Below are 13,813 nucleotides of genomic sequence, written 5' to 3'. Positions count from 1 at the left end.
TGTTCGGCCAGGGGGCGGTGCTTAACTGAATCCCTTGGCTGACCAAAGGAGCCCCGTCATGAACCTGCATCAGTTCGCCGAAACCCACGAAGTCACCAACCAGCCACCGTCGCTGGACGGCACCAACCTCTATCGCATCGACCTGCCGTTGCAAGAGTGGTCGCGGCGCTTCGGGGCGGGGTGGGCCGAGTCGCGGATCGACGCGTATGGCGCATTGGCCGGCGGGCCGTTGATGGAAGCAGGGTTCCTGGCCAATCAGAACAAACCGGTGTTCGTCAGCCATGACCGTTACGGCCATCGCATCGACCTGGTGGAATTTCACCCGGCGTATCACGAGCTGATGCGCACGGCGGTCGAGCACGGTTTGACCTCGTTGCCCTGGGCGCATCCGCAGTCCGGCGCGCATGTGGCGCGCGCGTCCATGACCTATTTGCACAGCCAAGCGGAAGCCGGTAGTGGTTGCCCGCTGACCATGACCTTCGCCAGCGTCCCGGCGATGCGCCTGCAACCGGATCTGGCCGAGCAGTGGCTGCCGAAAATCCTCTCGACCGAATACGACCCGCGCAATGTCGGCATGGCCCACAAGGCCGGTGTCACCATCGGCATGGCGATGACCGAGAAACAGGGCGGCACCGACGTGCGGGCCAACACCACCAAGGCCTATCCGGTCGGCGCCAGTGGTCCGGGCCAGGCCTATGAGTTGGTCGGTCACAAGTGGTTCTGTTCCGCGCCGATGTGCGATGCCTTCCTGACCCTGGCGCAGACCGACAAGGGGTTGACCTGTTTCCTGCTGCCGCGCCACCGCCCGGACGACACGCGCAATCAGTTCTACATCCAGCGCCTGAAGAACAAACTCGGCAACTGCTCCAATGCGTCCAGCGAGGTGGAATTTCGCGGTGCATTGGCGTGGATGGTCGGCGAAGAAGGTCGCGGGGTTCCGACCATCATCGAGATGGTCGCCATGACTCGTTTCGATTGCATGGTCGGTTCCAGTTCGCTGATGCGCCAGGCGCTGACTCAGGCCAGTCATCACTGCGCGCACCGCATGGTCGGCGGCAAGCTGCTGAGCGAACAGCCGTTGATGCAGAACGTACTGGCCGATCTGGCGCTGGAAAGCGAAGCGGCTCTGGCCTTGAGCCTGCGCATGGGCAAGGCGCTGGATCATCTGGATGACAACCATGAAGCCAAATTCGCCCGGCTGGTGACGGCGGTGGGCAAATACTGGATCTGCAAGCGCGCGCCGGCAATGATCAACGAAGCCGCCGAATGCATGGGCGGCGCAGGGTATGTCGAAGAAAGCATCCTGCCGCGCCTGTACCGAGAGGCACCGGTCAATTCGACGTGGGAAGGTTCCGGCAACGTGCAATGCCTGGACGTGCTGCGAGCGTTGTCGAAAGAGCCGGGTGTGCTTGATGTGCTGTTCAGCGAGTTGGGCGATGGGCACGGCGATAAACGGTTGGCTGCGCACATCAGCCAGTTGCAGGCCGCGTTCAAGGACACCAGCGACATTCAATACCGTGCGCGGCAGCTCACTGAAGACATTGCGTTGGGGCTACAGGCCAAGCTGTTGCTGGAGGCCGGCAACTCGGCGGTCAGCGATGCGTTCATCGCCAGCCGACTTGGTTCCGCCGGTCGGGTGTATGGCGCGCTGCCGCGTGGGCTGGAGGTGGAAGCGATTGTCGCCCGCTCGACACCACAGGGCTTTCGATGAAGAGAGCAAGGAAGCTGCATTGACTTCCTTGCTCTGTCAGTTGACTAGTGCGTCAAGATGCGAGCGATAACACCCATGCGGCCGTCGTATGACGCTCCGCACACCATCGCATTGCCGTCGTCAAGCAACTGAAACCCGACCTGAACAATGCCGGAATCAAATTCCAAGTGCAGCAGCCCATCGTTACCGAAACTTTCATCGGGAGTGCCTGCGTGATCTAGCATAAGTAAGGCCCCTGCAGACGAGCCTACCCCGTGAAGCCAAATCAGGATTTTTTTATCAGCAAGCGTCGCGACTCCCCGGGCGTGAAATTTTCCGGCTTCCACGACGGTACCATTATTGAAATACGGATCCAGTTCACCATTTGAATCGAGGCGAGCTATAAGAGCCAATGAGCCTAAAGGGTTCCCCATGTTTCCCTTGAAAATGTATCCGGCTGCCAGGGTTCGATCTTCTTTTTGCTCCGCCGCAAATAGCTCGACATGCATACCACCGGTTCCGTCAACGAGCACATAGCCTTTGTTAAAGCGATCGTAGTCCAGATCAGGCGCCCCGTTACGGGTGTAGCGCGCTACAAGCCCACCCTTCTCGCGTATTCCGGTAACAAGTACTTTGCCGTCGTTTTGAGCCACTACACTTTGAAATGATGACAAACCGTCGCTGTACGCTGCTCCCAGGTGACCGAAACCCGCCTCGGGTACTCCATCCCTGCTAAGCGAAATCAGCACGCCGCTTCTATCAAAGGAGTCGCCAACATCTAGCTCGAGTGCAGCCACAATACTGTTGTCGTTCCTGGCAATGAGGCCTGATCGTCGACGAGAATTTTCAATTCTATGATGTTCGGGCATTTCGATTATCGTCAGACCCAGCTCACTGGTACCGAATGTACTGTCCAGGCTGCCATCCGGCTGTAGTCGAGCAAATAGCGCCTTATTACCTGAGTCCAGTGCACCGATTATTACCACACGACCATCGTTTTGAATCAGGGCATTACTTAACGAAAAGTCCACGCCGCTGACGAGCGTCAGAATGACCAGGCCAAATGCCTCATCGCGAATGCCGTTCTTGTTGTGCTTGAGCACAGCAATACTGTCTATCGGAGTCGTAGACCCGAGCGAAATGAATGATTGATCGGGCAAAACTCTTGAGAAGCCGCGGTAACCAGACTGCACTTCAAACGTTGCAATACCTGCTTTCCCAAAATCCGGGTCAAGTCTCCCATTACGGTTCATCACGGCGTCCTCCATTTAGGTCTGGAGTGCAAATGTCTCCACAGACGATGAGGACATTAGGGAAGTTCTTGCGAGCCGTATAGCTGTCAACTCTGACAGCTATCAATGCGTCTGTTTTGATAGATAACCTATCCAGGTTCGGTATACGGATGCGTTTACGGACCTCTGCGATGCCAGACATTGGGTTCTGCGCTAGTGCCTTTGCCAAGCGATGCAGGCAAGATGAAGCTCTGCAAGTCAGAACACAGGATGCTGATCGTGACCGAAGCTTTTATTGTCGTTCAAACCGCCGAGCAAGCCGTGGACCGGCTTGCGCTCTTGCACAATCGTGCAACCACCGCGCTGAACCAGGCGCTCAAGCGTTATCTCAAGGACCGAGTTGAACCGGACGCCGAACAGCGTGCGATGTTTCGTTATCCCGAGCTGCGTCTGACCTACCACTGCCAGGGCGAAGTCCCACAGACCACGCGCGCCTATGCCAAGGTTCAGTTGCCCGGAACCTACAGCGTCACCGTCACTCATCCGGCGGCTTTCCGCAAATATCTGCTGGAGCAACTCGTGCCGTTGATGCACGACTTCACCGTGACCGTGGAAGTCGGCATCAGCCAGCAAAACATTCCTTATCCGTACGTGGTCGAGCAGGGCGATGAGCTGGCCGGTTCCGGCGTCACCGCTGCCGTGCTGGCGCGGGTGTTTCCGAGTACCGACCTGTCGGCCGCGACCGACGGCATTGCCGATGGTTTGTACGATTGGGAAAACACCGACCCGCTGCCACTGGCCCTGTTCGATGCCGCGCGGGTCGATTTCTCGCTGCGCCGTCTGGTGCATTACACCGGCAGCGACTGGCGTCATGTGCAGCCGTGGATTCTGCTGACCAACTACCACCGTTACGTTGACCAGTTCATCGTCCATGGCCTGGAGCAATTGCGCAGCGACCCGCGTTTTGTGCGCATGGTCTTGCCGGGCAACGTGATCATCGAAAAGAGCATGGACCACGGTGAAGCGTCGGCGATTGCCGCCGGTGTGGTGTGGCACCGCTATCAGATGCCGGCCTATCACCTGATCGCCAGCGATGGCCATGGCGTGACCCTGGTGAACATTGGCGTCGGCCCGTCCAACGCCAAGAACATCACCGACCACCTCGCCGTGCTGCGTCCGCATTGCTGGCTGATGATCGGTCACTGCGGCGGCTTGCGTCAGTCGCAGACCATTGGCGATTACGTACTGGCGCACGCTTACATGCGTCGCGACGGGATTCTCGACCGAGTCGTGCCGCCGAACATTCCGATCCCGGCCCTCGCCGAAGTGCAGATGGCCTTGCAGCAAGCGGCCGCCAACATCACCGGAGAGAAGGGCGACGAGCTGAAGAAACGCCTGCGCACCGGCACCGTGCTGACCTACGACGACCGTAACTGGGAATTGCGCTGGGCTCAGGAACGTCCGCTGATCAACCTGTCTCGCGCCGTGGCGGTGGACATGGAAAGCGGCACCATCGCGGCCCAGGGTTATCGCTTGCGGGTGCCGTACGGCACGTTGCTCTGCGTCTCGGACAAACCGCTGCACAGCGAAATCAAGCTGCCGGGTTCGGCCAACGCCTTCTATGAGCGCGCGGTCAGCCAGCACTTGAAGATCGGCATCGAGGCGGTGGATCTGTTGCGCACCGAACTCAACTCGCTGCACTCGCGCAAACTGCGCAGCTTCGACGAGCCGCCGTTCCGCTAACGGTTTGTCGTGGTCATTTGGCGGTCGGGGCACTAGCATTAGCAGCCCTGACCGTTAGATGTTGTTTTCCCCATGTCCCGTCCACCGCGTCCTCCTTCCCGTCGTCCAGGCGCGAAGCCAGCTCCATCAGCCCCGCGCCGTGTCGCCAAAGCGCCACCGGCCGAACCGAAGCTGATTCTGTTCAATAAGCCGTTCGATGTGCTGACGCAGTTCAGCGACGAAGGAGGGCGGGCGACGCTCAAGGATTACATCGAGATTCCAGGGATTTACCCGGCAGGGCGGCTGGACCGTGACAGCGAGGGCTTGCTGCTGCTGACCAACGATGGCCAGCTTCAGGCGCGAATCGCCGATCCGAAACACAAATTGGCCAAGACCTATTGGGTGCAAGTGGAGGGCGAGCCGAGCGCCGAGCAGTTGCAGCGTTTGCGTGACGGCGTCGAACTCAACGACGGCATGACCTTGCCCGCGGAAGCGCGGCAACTGGATGAGCCTGAACTGTGGCCACGCAATCCGCCGGTGCGCTTTCGCAAGAGTGTGCCGACCAGTTGGCTGGAATTGGTGATTCGCGAAGGGCGCAACCGTCAGGTACGGCGCATGACGGCGGCGGTCGGCTTGCCGACGTTGCGCCTGGTACGGGTCCGGATTGGCGACTGGACGATCGAAGGGCTCGATCAGGGCCAGTGGAAGGAAGTGCCGGCGCGCTTATAACGTGCCGGATTCGATCAGGCCGATGACCACGCTTTTGATCACGAACGCAGCGACGCCCAGACCCAGCACGAAGAACAGGATGAACGAGCCAAAGCGGCCAGCCTTGGATTTCTTCGCCAGATCCCAGACGATGAAACCCATGAAAATGATCAGGATGCTGACCAGTCCGGTCATCATCCACTCTTCGAATACGGCAGGATCCATTGAATTTCTCCAGCGCGGGCGGGGCTAAAAGGCGCTGGAGTATACGGCATGGGGGAGTGGTGGAGGATTGACCTGCGGCAGTGTGTCGCAGCTATTCGTCGCCCGGTCCGCCTTAGCGGAGCGGTGTAAGACTGTAGGAGCTGTGTAGGAGCTGTCGAGTGAAACGAGGCTGCGATCTTTTGATCTTGATCTTTTTAAAAGAAAGATCAAAAGATCGCAGCCTCGTTTCACTCGACAGCTCCTACAGTCCTACACAGCTCCTACAAAAGCCAGGTTCAGCTGCGCAGATGAGTCAGCGGCAACTCGGTGCTATTGAGCACCTGGTTCAACACAAAACTCGAACGAACGCTGGTCACTCCTTCAATCCGGGTCAAATGCCCCAGCAGCAGTTTCTGGTAGTGATCCATGTCCGGCACCACAACCTTGAGCTGATAATCCGCATCCATCCCCGTGACCAAACTGCATTCCAGCACCTGCGGCAACGTTCGAATCGCGGCTTCAAAGTTTTCGAAACGCTCCGGCGTATGTCGGTCCATGCCGATCAGCACGTAGGCCGTGAGGCTCAATCCGAGCATCTTGCGGTCCAGCAGCGCCACCTGGCGGGTGATGTAGCCGTCGTCTTCCAGTTGCTTGACCCGGCGTGAGCAAGGCGAAGGCGACAGGCCGATGCGTTCGGCCAGCTCCTGGTTGGAGATGCGCGCGTCACGCTGCAATTCCGCCAAAATGCTCAAGTCGTATCGGTCGAGTTTGCTCATCAATCAGGCCTTTGTCATAACTATTGCGGCAGATTATCTATCCAGGGTTAAAAATTGCGCAAGTGATGTTTAATTGAGCAATCTTCGCAATCCTCTGCCGGGGCCCGCGGCCTATTCTTATCACCAGAATCACTGCTCGGACAAACAGTCCACAGCCGCTCGCCGAATCAGGCCGGCGGCGGCCGCCACCCCCACAGGGGATGTGCCGGCTCCCGAGCTACACACTGTCCAGAAGACGGCGTGAGGTGAGCCGACGTCATAAGCGTCGAGCACGGACGAAGTTCTCAAAGGGAGGCCGACGGGTCTCCCTTTTCTTTTGCCTGGAATTTGAGAGCAGCCCTCAATAAATAAGTTGCGCGACTGATAACCTGTTGCAGAACCGCCCTGTACTTTCCCAGTCTTACGTACAGGCCCTAACCCGCAGTGAGGAAAAGCATGAAGTCGCGCATCTGGCGTTTGGCCGGTGTTGGTTTGCTGTGTATCAGTGTCACTGCGCAATCGCTGGCCGACGATCAGCAAAACCGTGGCCCCGATGGCGGGCAACGTGGGTCGGATGGCCATCCGGGCAACAATCAGGGGCATGGCGGCAATAATCAGCCGCACCCGCAGAACAACGACATCATTCGTGGCGACAACAGCCGCCAGTTCGAGCAAAACGGCCAGAATCAGAACAACGGCCAGTGGCAGAACCGTCAGCCGCCCAACTACAACAACCCGGTTCGTTCACCGCCGCCGCCACCTCAGCTGCCAGCCAATGACCTGCCGATCCAGAATCGCCCCGACACCGTGCGCCAGACCCAGCAGCCGCAGCGTGGCTACTATCAGGACGTTCCGCGGCGCAACGATTACAACCAGCCATGGCAGAACAATGGTCCGCGTCCCGATGATCGCCATTGGGCTGGTCGTCCGGACGGGCACGGTAATGGCTGGGGCCCCGGCCCGCAGTATCGCCCGGGTCATGTGATCGACCGCTTCCCGGACCGTGACTACCGCGTGCCTTATGGTGGTCGCGACTATTTCTATTCCGGCGGCTACTGGTATCGCCCGCAAGGCCCGCGTTATGTGGTGGTTCAACCGCCGCGCGGGATTCGGGTCAGCTACTTGCCCGATTACGCGCGTGAGGTGTGGATCGGCGGGGCGCTGTTGTTCCTGGCGGCGGGTTCGTATTACGCCTATCAGGAAAACACCCAGGATTACGTAGTGGTCGAACCGCCGGTGCAAATGCAGCCGCAGCCGCAGCCGCAGCCGGTCAGCAACAGTTATGACGTGGAGGCCTATCCGGCCAACGGCCAGTCGCCGGAGCAGGTCAATCAGGACGGTTACGAGTGCTATCAATACGCGGTGCAGCAGAGCGGCTTCAATCCACGGACGGCCACCTACCAGCCTGATCCGTCGGTGGTGCAAGCCTACCGACAGGCTCAAGGTAACTGCCTGAGCAGTCGCGGCTATCAGGTTTCCTTCTGAGTCCTGGCCGCCAGTACGACTTCTTGCGGGTCGGCGTGCACCAGCACTTCGGCTCGCGGGTAGGCGGCGTGAATCGCATCGGCGGCCTGATCGCTGATGCCATGGGCGACTGACAGGGTCAGATCCCCCGGCAATTCCAGGTGCAATTGCACGAACCACTGATTGCCGGAAATTCGTGTGCGCAGGTCATGCGCGCCCAACACCCCCGGTACGCTGCAGGCCAGTTCAAGCATGTGCTGGCTGACATCCGGCGGCAGCTCCTCATCCATCAGCACCGTAAAACTTTCCCGGGCGATCTGAATGGCGCTCCAGAGAATGTAGGCAGCGATTCCGAGACCGAACCAGGGGTCGACCTGATGCCAGCCAAACCCGGCCAACACCAGCGCCACCAGAATGCTGCCATTGAGCAGCATGTCCGAGCGGTAGTGCAGGGAGTCGGCGCGCACCGCGTTGGAGCCGGTGGCCTTGACCACCCGATGTTGCAACATCAGCAACGCCAGGGTCAGCGCCAGGGAAAACACAATCACCCCGATGCTGATCCACGGCGCGCCCACCGGTTCCGGATGTTTCAGCCGCTCGATCGCCTGCAAAGAAATCAGCACAGCACTGCCGCCAATGAACAACGCCTGAGCCATGCCTGCCAGCGACTCGGCTTTGCCGTGCCCGTAACGGTGATCGTCATCGGCAGGACGCAAGGCGTAATGCACCGCCAGCAAGTTGAGCAAGGACGTGACGCCGTCGAGTGCCGAGTCGGTCAACCCGGCGAGCATGCTCACCGAACCGCTCAACCACCAGGCGATGGCTTTGGCGACGATCAGCGTACACGCCACCGCCACCGAGGCGCGGGTCGCCAGGCGCAGCAGGCGGGCGTGTTCGGAACTGGAGATCATAGGTGCGGCTATTCCTTTGAATGCACGGGTTACGCGGCAGGTTGCAGGCCGAACATGGCCAGTTGCTGGGTGCTGCCCTTGTGTTGAATCAGGCGTGGGTCGTCCAGCGGGAAGCTGCGGCCCAATTCGGTTTCGAGAATGGTCTGCAACTTGTGGTTATCCACCTTGCCGTCGGCGCCGATGGCTTCCTTGAGTTTTTCCGGCGCCACCTGAGCGGTATGGCCAGGCTCGAAGTAAATCGCCCCAGTGGCGAAGTCCACGGCAAACGCGATCAGGCCGGGGATGATGTAGAACAGCAGCCCCACGGCATCCAGCGCCGCAATGGCCGGGTCGATCTTGCCGTCAATCTGCCCACGGCGATCGGGGTAGAAAATCGATCCGCACGCGGTCACCTGGGTGAGCAACGTCGCGACCAATAAACCGCCAATCAAGCGAAAGGGAACACGCATATGAAATCTCCTGAGTCATCTGGAAAACGAAGCGTCGTCGATATGAATTAGGACAGCAACGAGCGACAAGCAGTTCGCCGTTATACTCGCGCCTCTGTTTGGGAGCCAGCATGATTTCTTTGCCGATTGATGAAGTTTTACCCGCGCTGCGTGAAGCCTTGGCGACACGCCTTGAACATGTACACGGCGTGCACTGAGCTTAAGCCTTGGTAACGCAATTATTGAACAGTAACGTGCTGCCTGTTACTGTGCTGAAAGTGTGTTATCGGGTGGCAAAATGACGACCAGCAGACAAGAGATTCAAGATTACTTCGAATTGATTTTCGGGATTAAACCCGAGATCAAGCGCTGGGGGAAAACCAAGGGTTTACCCTTTTATCTCCTCGACGAATACGCCTTCGACATCGTGACGCTCTACGACCGGCAATGCCTCGTATTGCTTGCTCACGAGCCTTTCGAAAACGTTGCGACGATCCGCAAACACATCGAAATTCTGCAAAAAATGGTGGATCACCCGATCCTCTATGCGACCGGTGCACTCAAATCATATGAAAGAAAACGTCTCATCGAGTCGGGCGTTCAATTTGTAGTGCCGGGCAATCAACTCTTCGCGCCACAGTTGGGCATGGATCTGCGTGAGTTTTTCCGCAGCAGGCAGGTCGAGAAACAAGTCATGAGCCCGGCAAGCCAGGCATTGCTTGTAGCGGCCATCAGCCAAGGGTGGGACAAGGACTTTACCTTTCGAGGCGCAGACCTGATGGGAGGGGAGGTGTACTCGAAAATGACAATGTCCAGAGCGATGAAAGAGTTTCAATCGTTTGGATTGATAGAGCCCGCCTCGAATGACAAACCACCTCGCTGGCGCTTTGTAGCGGCACCTGAAGTCATCTGGAAAAAGGCCCTTCCAGCGTTGCAAAACCCGGTGAAACGGGTGACCTACGCTGATTGGTCCCCTTTGGTGCAGAGAGCGGCTGGTCTGTCTGCACTCAGCAAAGTGTCGATGCTCGGCGAACCTGCCATTCCGGTCGTCGCGTTTTCCAAAGAAGAATGGGAATTAGAGGTCAAGGGTTCTGGCCGCAAAGAAGTCGGTCGATTCGATGATCCCGCGTTTGAGATCGAAATCTGGAGTTACTCTCCGGATCACATTCTTGGCGAAACTTGTGTTCCAGTGTCGAGCGAAAGTGTGGACCCCCTGTCTCTCTACCTCAGCTTGAAGGATGACGGTGACGACAGAGTCCAGATCAGCCTGGATGAAATGATGGAGAAGATCGAATGGTAAAAGGACTGGATACCTTTCGCGGAGCCTTCGCCGGCCATGTGGATCGTTATGTACTCATCGGCGGCGTTGCAGCCAGCCTGACCCTTGAAGACGCGGGCATCACGTTCCGGGCAACCCGGGATCTGGATATCGTCCTGATCATCGAAGCATTGGATGACGTGTTCGGTAGCGAGTTCTGGGAGTTCGTAAAGCGCGGCGGCTACACGGAGCGTCACGAGCTTGATGGGCCGACCAGGCGTTATAGATTTGGTAATCCCACCGATGAAAACTACCCCGTGCTTCTAGAATTGTTCTCACGGGCTCCCGAAGGTTTATTGCTGCCAGAGGGCGCTCATCTGACGCCTGTCCCTGTAGACGGTGAAGTTTCCGATCTGTCTGCAATTCTGCTCGACGAGGCGTACTACACGTTCATAGTCGAAGGGCGCAACGACACTGCAGACCTTTCCTATATCGGCGTCGATCGATTAATCCCGCTCAAAGCACAGGCATGGACCAACCTCAGTCGCCCGGAGTGCACAGAGCCGAATGCTGGCCGTAAGAGCAGTAAACACTTGAAGGACATCGTTGTGCTGTCCCGTCTTCTTTCTGCGGACTCGGCGTTTGATCTGCCCGAAAGCATCGCAGAGGATTTGCGGCAGTTTCTGGACGTCATGCCCTCACTGGATGTGGACATGAAAACCATCGGGCTTCGCGCAGTGACTATGGCTGAAGTCGCGGAGCGCGTACGGACAGCGTTCAAAATCTAGATTCTGATCGTCCGGTTGCAGTGGGCTGGAAGCTTCGTCGTTATACTTCCCGGCTTGTTTTGGAGCCAGCATGATTTCTTTGCCGATTGATGAAGTTTTACCCGCGCTGCGTGAAGCCTTGGCGACACGCCATGAAGCCGTGCTCGAAGCACCGCCCGGTGCCGGTAAGACCACCCGTGTTCCGCTGGCCTTGCTCAACGAGCCATGGCTGGCCGGGCAGACCATTCTGATGCTGGAACCGCGCCGTCTGGCGGCGCGGGCGGCGGCGGAGCGGTTGGCCAGTGAGCTGGGGGAGAAGGTCGGGGAAACGGTCGGTTACCGCATTCGCCTCGACAGCAAAGTCGGCCCCAGGACCCGTATCGAAGTGGTCACCGAAGGCATTCTCACCCGACGTTTGCAGGATGACCCGGCACTCGAAGGTGTGGGCCTGCTGATCTTCGACGAGTTCCACGAGCGCAGCCTCGACGCGGATCTGGCATTGGCCTTGAGTCTGAATGGCCGAGAGCTGTTTCGCGACGATCAGCCGTTGAAAATTCTTTTGATGTCCGCAACCCTGGAGGGCGAACGCCTGGCCGGGTTGCTCGATGATGCGCCGATCCTGCGCAGTGAAGGCCGCATGTACCCGGTGGCGATGCGCTGGGGCCGGCCGTTCCAGCCTGGTGAATTCATCGAGCCGCGTCTGGTGCAGACGATTCTCGAAGCCTTGAATGACGAGACCGGCAGCGTGCTGGTGTTCCTGCCGGGGCAGGCGGAAATTCGGCGTGTGCATCAGCAATTGGCGGATGCGCTGGGCGAGAGCACGCCGGTGTTGCTCTGCCCGTTGCACGGTGAACTGGACCTCGCGGCGCAACGCGCGGCAATCGATCCGGCCCCGGCGGGCAAACGCAAAGTGGTGCTGGCGACCAACATCGCCGAGACCAGCCTGACCATCGACGGCGTGCGCGTGGTGATCGATGCCGGGTTGGCGCGGGTGCCGCGTTTCGATCCGGGCAGCGGCATGACCCGACTCGACACCCAGCGTATTTCCAAGGCCAGCGCCACTCAACGCGCCGGCCGGGCCGGGCGCCTGGAACCGGGCGTGTGTTATCGGTTGTGGTCGCAGGATCAGCACGAGCAACTGGCGGCCTATGCCAGCGCGGAAATTCTCTCGGCGGACCTAGCCGGTCTGGCCTTGCAGCTCGGTCGCTGGGGCGTGACCCCGACGCAATTGGTGTGGCTCGACGTGCCGCCCGCCGCCGCTTATGCACAGGCTCAGGATCTGCTTGATCGTCTGGGTGCATTGGATGGCGAAGCGCTGACCCGTCACGGTCAGGCCATGGCCGAACTGCCGGCGCATCCGCGCATCGCCCATTTGCTGTTGCGCGGTCAGGCGCTTGGTTTGGCCGACATGGCGTGCGATGTCGCGGCATTGCTCGGTGAACGGGATATTTTGCGTGGCGCCGGAGCGGATCTGCACAGCCGATTGGTGCTGTTGTCCGGCGAAGAGCGGGCCGCACGCGGCGCTCAGGGTGGCGTGCAACGTGCCCGGCAACTGGCGCGGCAGTATCGCGGTTATCTGCGGGGCAAGGCGTCGGAACCGGTCAGCGATCCCGATCATCCGCGCTGGCTTGGTGCGCTGCTGGCGTTGGCTTATCCCGACCGTGTCGCCCAGCAACGTCGGGCCGGTGGCGCGGAATATCGCCTGGCGAACGGCCGTGCGGCGTTGTTCGCTGAAGCGGACAGTTTGATGAAGCAAGCGTGGTTGGTGATTGCAGATCTGGGCAGTCGCCAGGGCCAGCGTGAGGAACGGATTTACCTGGCGGCGGATTTTGATCCGGCGCTGTTCGATTCGGTGCTGGCCGAACAAGTGCGCGTGGTCGATCAACTGGATTGGGACGAGCGCGAAGGCGTGTTGCGCGCCGAGCGTCAGCGCAAGGTTGGTGAGTTGATCCTCAGCCGTGAACCGCTGACGGGCCTCGACGAAACCGCTCGCAGCCAGGCGCTGGTGAATCTGGTTCGGCGCAAAGGCTTGGAGCTGTTGCCGTGGACCCCGGAGCTGCGTCAGTGGCAGGCGCGAGTGGCGTTGTTGCGCCAATTGGACCTTGGCAGCAAGAGCGAAAGTGAGTGGCCGGATGTCAGTGACGCCGCACTGCTGAAAAACCTCGAGCACTGGTTGATGCCGTATCTGGGCAAGGTTTCGCGGCTCAGTCATTTCGCCAATCTGGACCTGTCGAGCATCGTCCACAACCAGCTGCCATGGCCGCTGCCGCAACGTCTGGATGAGCAGGCACCGCATCATCTGAGCGTGCCGTCGGGTTCGTCGATTCGTCTGGATTACAGCGAGCAGCCGCCGATTCTGGCGGTGCGGTTGCAGGAGCTGTTCGGCCTGTCCGATACCCCGCGCATTGCCGGGGGCCGGCAAGTGGTGAAGCTGCATCTGCTGTCCCCGGCTCGGCGGCCGGTGCAGGTGACCCAGGATCTGGCGAACTTCTGGCGCAGCACGTATGCCGAGGTGAAGAAGGATTTGAAGGGGCGGTATCCGAAGCATTATTGGCCGGATGATCCGTTGGTGGCCGAGGCGACGGCGCGGATCAAGCCGCGTAAAAGCTGAGAATCAAAAGATCGCAGCCTCGTTGCACTCGACAGCTCCTACAAGGGATCGCATTCCAATGTA

12 protein-coding genes and 1 pseudogene are annotated in these 13,813 nt (G+C 59.3%); 8 read left to right on the top strand and 5 right to left on the bottom strand.

Annotation, left to right across the window (positions count from 1 at the left end; translation table 11 throughout):
• Positions 1–58 precede the first annotated feature (58 nt).
• Complete coding sequence (locus ACA049_RS26835; protein WP_497331128.1) at positions 59–1,711, top strand: acyl-CoA dehydrogenase family protein; 1,653 nt, start codon at positions 59–61, stop codon at positions 1,709–1,711.
• Positions 1,712–1,755: 44 nt separating this feature from the next.
• On the opposite strand, the gene ACA049_RS26830 is transcribed toward ACA049_RS26835, so the two are convergent.
• A complete protein-coding gene (locus ACA049_RS26830) occupies positions 1,756–2,943 on the bottom strand; it encodes an NHL repeat-containing protein (protein ID WP_497336994.1) in 1,188 nt (395 codons plus the stop codon).
• A 222-nt stretch (positions 2,944–3,165) separates the two neighbouring features.
• Between ACA049_RS26830 and amn the strand changes: the two genes are divergently transcribed.
• Both amn and ACA049_RS26820 read left to right on the top strand, forming a co-directional pair.
• Entirely contained in the window at positions 3,166–4,665 is a 1,500-nt protein-coding gene (gene amn, locus ACA049_RS26825; RefSeq protein WP_169858286.1) for an AMP nucleosidase, read from the top strand.
• A 72-nt stretch (positions 4,666–4,737) separates the two neighbouring features.
• Positions 4,738–5,373: a pseudouridine synthase gene (locus ACA049_RS26820; RefSeq protein WP_497331126.1), complete on the top strand. Its 636-nt coding sequence runs from the start codon at positions 4,738–4,740 to the stop codon at positions 5,371–5,373.
• Here ACA049_RS26820 and ACA049_RS26815 read toward each other — a convergent pair.
• Together ACA049_RS26815 and ACA049_RS26810 are read right to left on the bottom strand one after the other, a co-directional pair.
• Positions 5,368–5,577 (bottom strand): DUF2788 domain-containing protein, encoded by a 210-nt coding sequence (locus ACA049_RS26815; protein WP_007937369.1) that lies wholly within the window; start codon positions 5,575–5,577, stop codon positions 5,368–5,370. The two genes, ACA049_RS26820 and ACA049_RS26815, sit on opposite strands and share 6 nt — an antisense overlap.
• 275 nt (positions 5,578–5,852) lie before the next feature.
• On the bottom strand, positions 5,853–6,332 hold the full coding sequence (locus ACA049_RS26810; protein WP_007894448.1) for an Lrp/AsnC family transcriptional regulator: 480 nt from the start codon (positions 6,330–6,332) through the stop codon (positions 5,853–5,855).
• A 435-nt stretch (positions 6,333–6,767) separates the two neighbouring features.
• Here ACA049_RS26810 and ACA049_RS26805 point away from each other — a divergent pair, with 435 nt between their 5' ends.
• Positions 6,768–7,796 carry a DUF6515 family protein gene (locus ACA049_RS26805; protein ID WP_497331124.1) on the top strand — a complete coding sequence of 343 codons (1,029 nt, stop codon included), beginning with the start codon at positions 6,768–6,770 and terminating at the stop codon, positions 7,794–7,796.
• Here the strand turns inward: ACA049_RS26805 and ACA049_RS26800 are convergent.
• Entirely contained in the window at positions 7,781–8,686 is a 906-nt protein-coding gene (locus tag ACA049_RS26800; protein ID WP_497331122.1) for a cation diffusion facilitator family transporter, read from the bottom strand. The genes ACA049_RS26805 and ACA049_RS26800 overlap by 16 nt on opposite strands.
• 29 nt (positions 8,687–8,715) lie before the next feature.
• Positions 8,716–9,135 (bottom strand): periplasmic Zn2+ metallochaperone PmcY, encoded by a 420-nt coding sequence (gene pmcY, locus ACA049_RS26795; RefSeq protein WP_497331120.1) that lies wholly within the window; start codon positions 9,133–9,135, stop codon positions 8,716–8,718.
• A 110-nt stretch (positions 9,136–9,245) separates the two neighbouring features.
• Between pmcY and ACA049_RS26790 the strand changes: the two are divergent.
• The 4 genes and pseudogenes from ACA049_RS26790 to hrpB form a co-directional block, all read left to right on the top strand.
• Positions 9,246–9,317, top strand: a pseudogene (locus tag ACA049_RS26790) (DEAD/DEAH box helicase); the annotation flags it as partial.
• A 95-nt stretch (positions 9,318–9,412) separates the two neighbouring features.
• Positions 9,413–10,414, top strand: a complete 1,002-nt coding sequence (locus tag ACA049_RS26785) for a hypothetical protein (protein ID WP_497331118.1) — start codon at positions 9,413–9,415, stop codon at positions 10,412–10,414.
• The gene (locus ACA049_RS26780; RefSeq protein WP_497331116.1) at positions 10,408–11,160 is read left to right on the top strand and encodes a hypothetical protein; all 753 of its coding nucleotides are present in this window, start codon (positions 10,408–10,410) and stop codon (positions 11,158–11,160) included. Before ACA049_RS26785 ends, ACA049_RS26780 begins: the two co-directional genes overlap by 7 nt.
• 70 nt (positions 11,161–11,230) lie before the next feature.
• Positions 11,231–13,750, top strand: coding sequence for an ATP-dependent helicase HrpB (gene hrpB / locus ACA049_RS26775; RefSeq protein WP_497331114.1), 2,520 nt, complete (start codon positions 11,231–11,233; stop codon positions 13,748–13,750).
• Positions 13,751–13,813: the final 63 nt, after the last annotated feature.

The sequence above is a fragment of the Pseudomonas sp. LBUM1662 genome (assembly GCF_059695915.1).
This window is presented reverse-complemented; position numbering and strand designations above follow the sequence as displayed.

Excerpts from the sequence above, each read along its gene's own strand:
- ACA049_RS26830 (WP_497336994.1), bottom strand. The coding sequence starts at position 2,943 with ATGAACCGTAATGGGAGACTTGACCCGGATTTTGGGAAAGCAGGTATT.
- ACA049_RS26800 (WP_497331122.1), bottom strand. The coding sequence starts at position 8,686 with ATGATCTCCAGTTCCGAACACGCCCGCCTGCTGCGCCTGGCGACCCGC.
- pmcY (WP_497331120.1), bottom strand. The coding sequence starts at position 9,135 with ATGCGTGTTCCCTTTCGCTTGATTGGCGGTTTATTGGTCGCGACGTTG.
- ACA049_RS26820 (WP_497331126.1), top strand. The coding sequence starts at position 4,738 with ATGTCCCGTCCACCGCGTCCTCCTTCCCGTCGTCCAGGCGCGAAGCCA.
- ACA049_RS26835 (WP_497331128.1), top strand. The coding sequence starts at position 59 with ATGAACCTGCATCAGTTCGCCGAAACCCACGAAGTCACCAACCAGCCA.
- ACA049_RS26785 (WP_497331118.1), top strand. The coding sequence starts at position 9,413 with ATGACGACCAGCAGACAAGAGATTCAAGATTACTTCGAATTGATTTTC.
- ACA049_RS26810 (WP_007894448.1), bottom strand. The coding sequence starts at position 6,332 with ATGAGCAAACTCGACCGATACGACTTGAGCATTTTGGCGGAATTGCAG.
- ACA049_RS26780 (WP_497331116.1), top strand. The coding sequence starts at position 10,408 with ATGGTAAAAGGACTGGATACCTTTCGCGGAGCCTTCGCCGGCCATGTG.
- ACA049_RS26815 (WP_007937369.1), bottom strand. The coding sequence starts at position 5,577 with ATGGATCCTGCCGTATTCGAAGAGTGGATGATGACCGGACTGGTCAGC.
- hrpB (WP_497331114.1), top strand. The coding sequence starts at position 11,231 with ATGATTTCTTTGCCGATTGATGAAGTTTTACCCGCGCTGCGTGAAGCC.
- ACA049_RS26805 (WP_497331124.1), top strand. The coding sequence starts at position 6,768 with ATGAAGTCGCGCATCTGGCGTTTGGCCGGTGTTGGTTTGCTGTGTATC.
- amn (WP_169858286.1), top strand. The coding sequence starts at position 3,166 with ATGAAGCTCTGCAAGTCAGAACACAGGATGCTGATCGTGACCGAAGCT.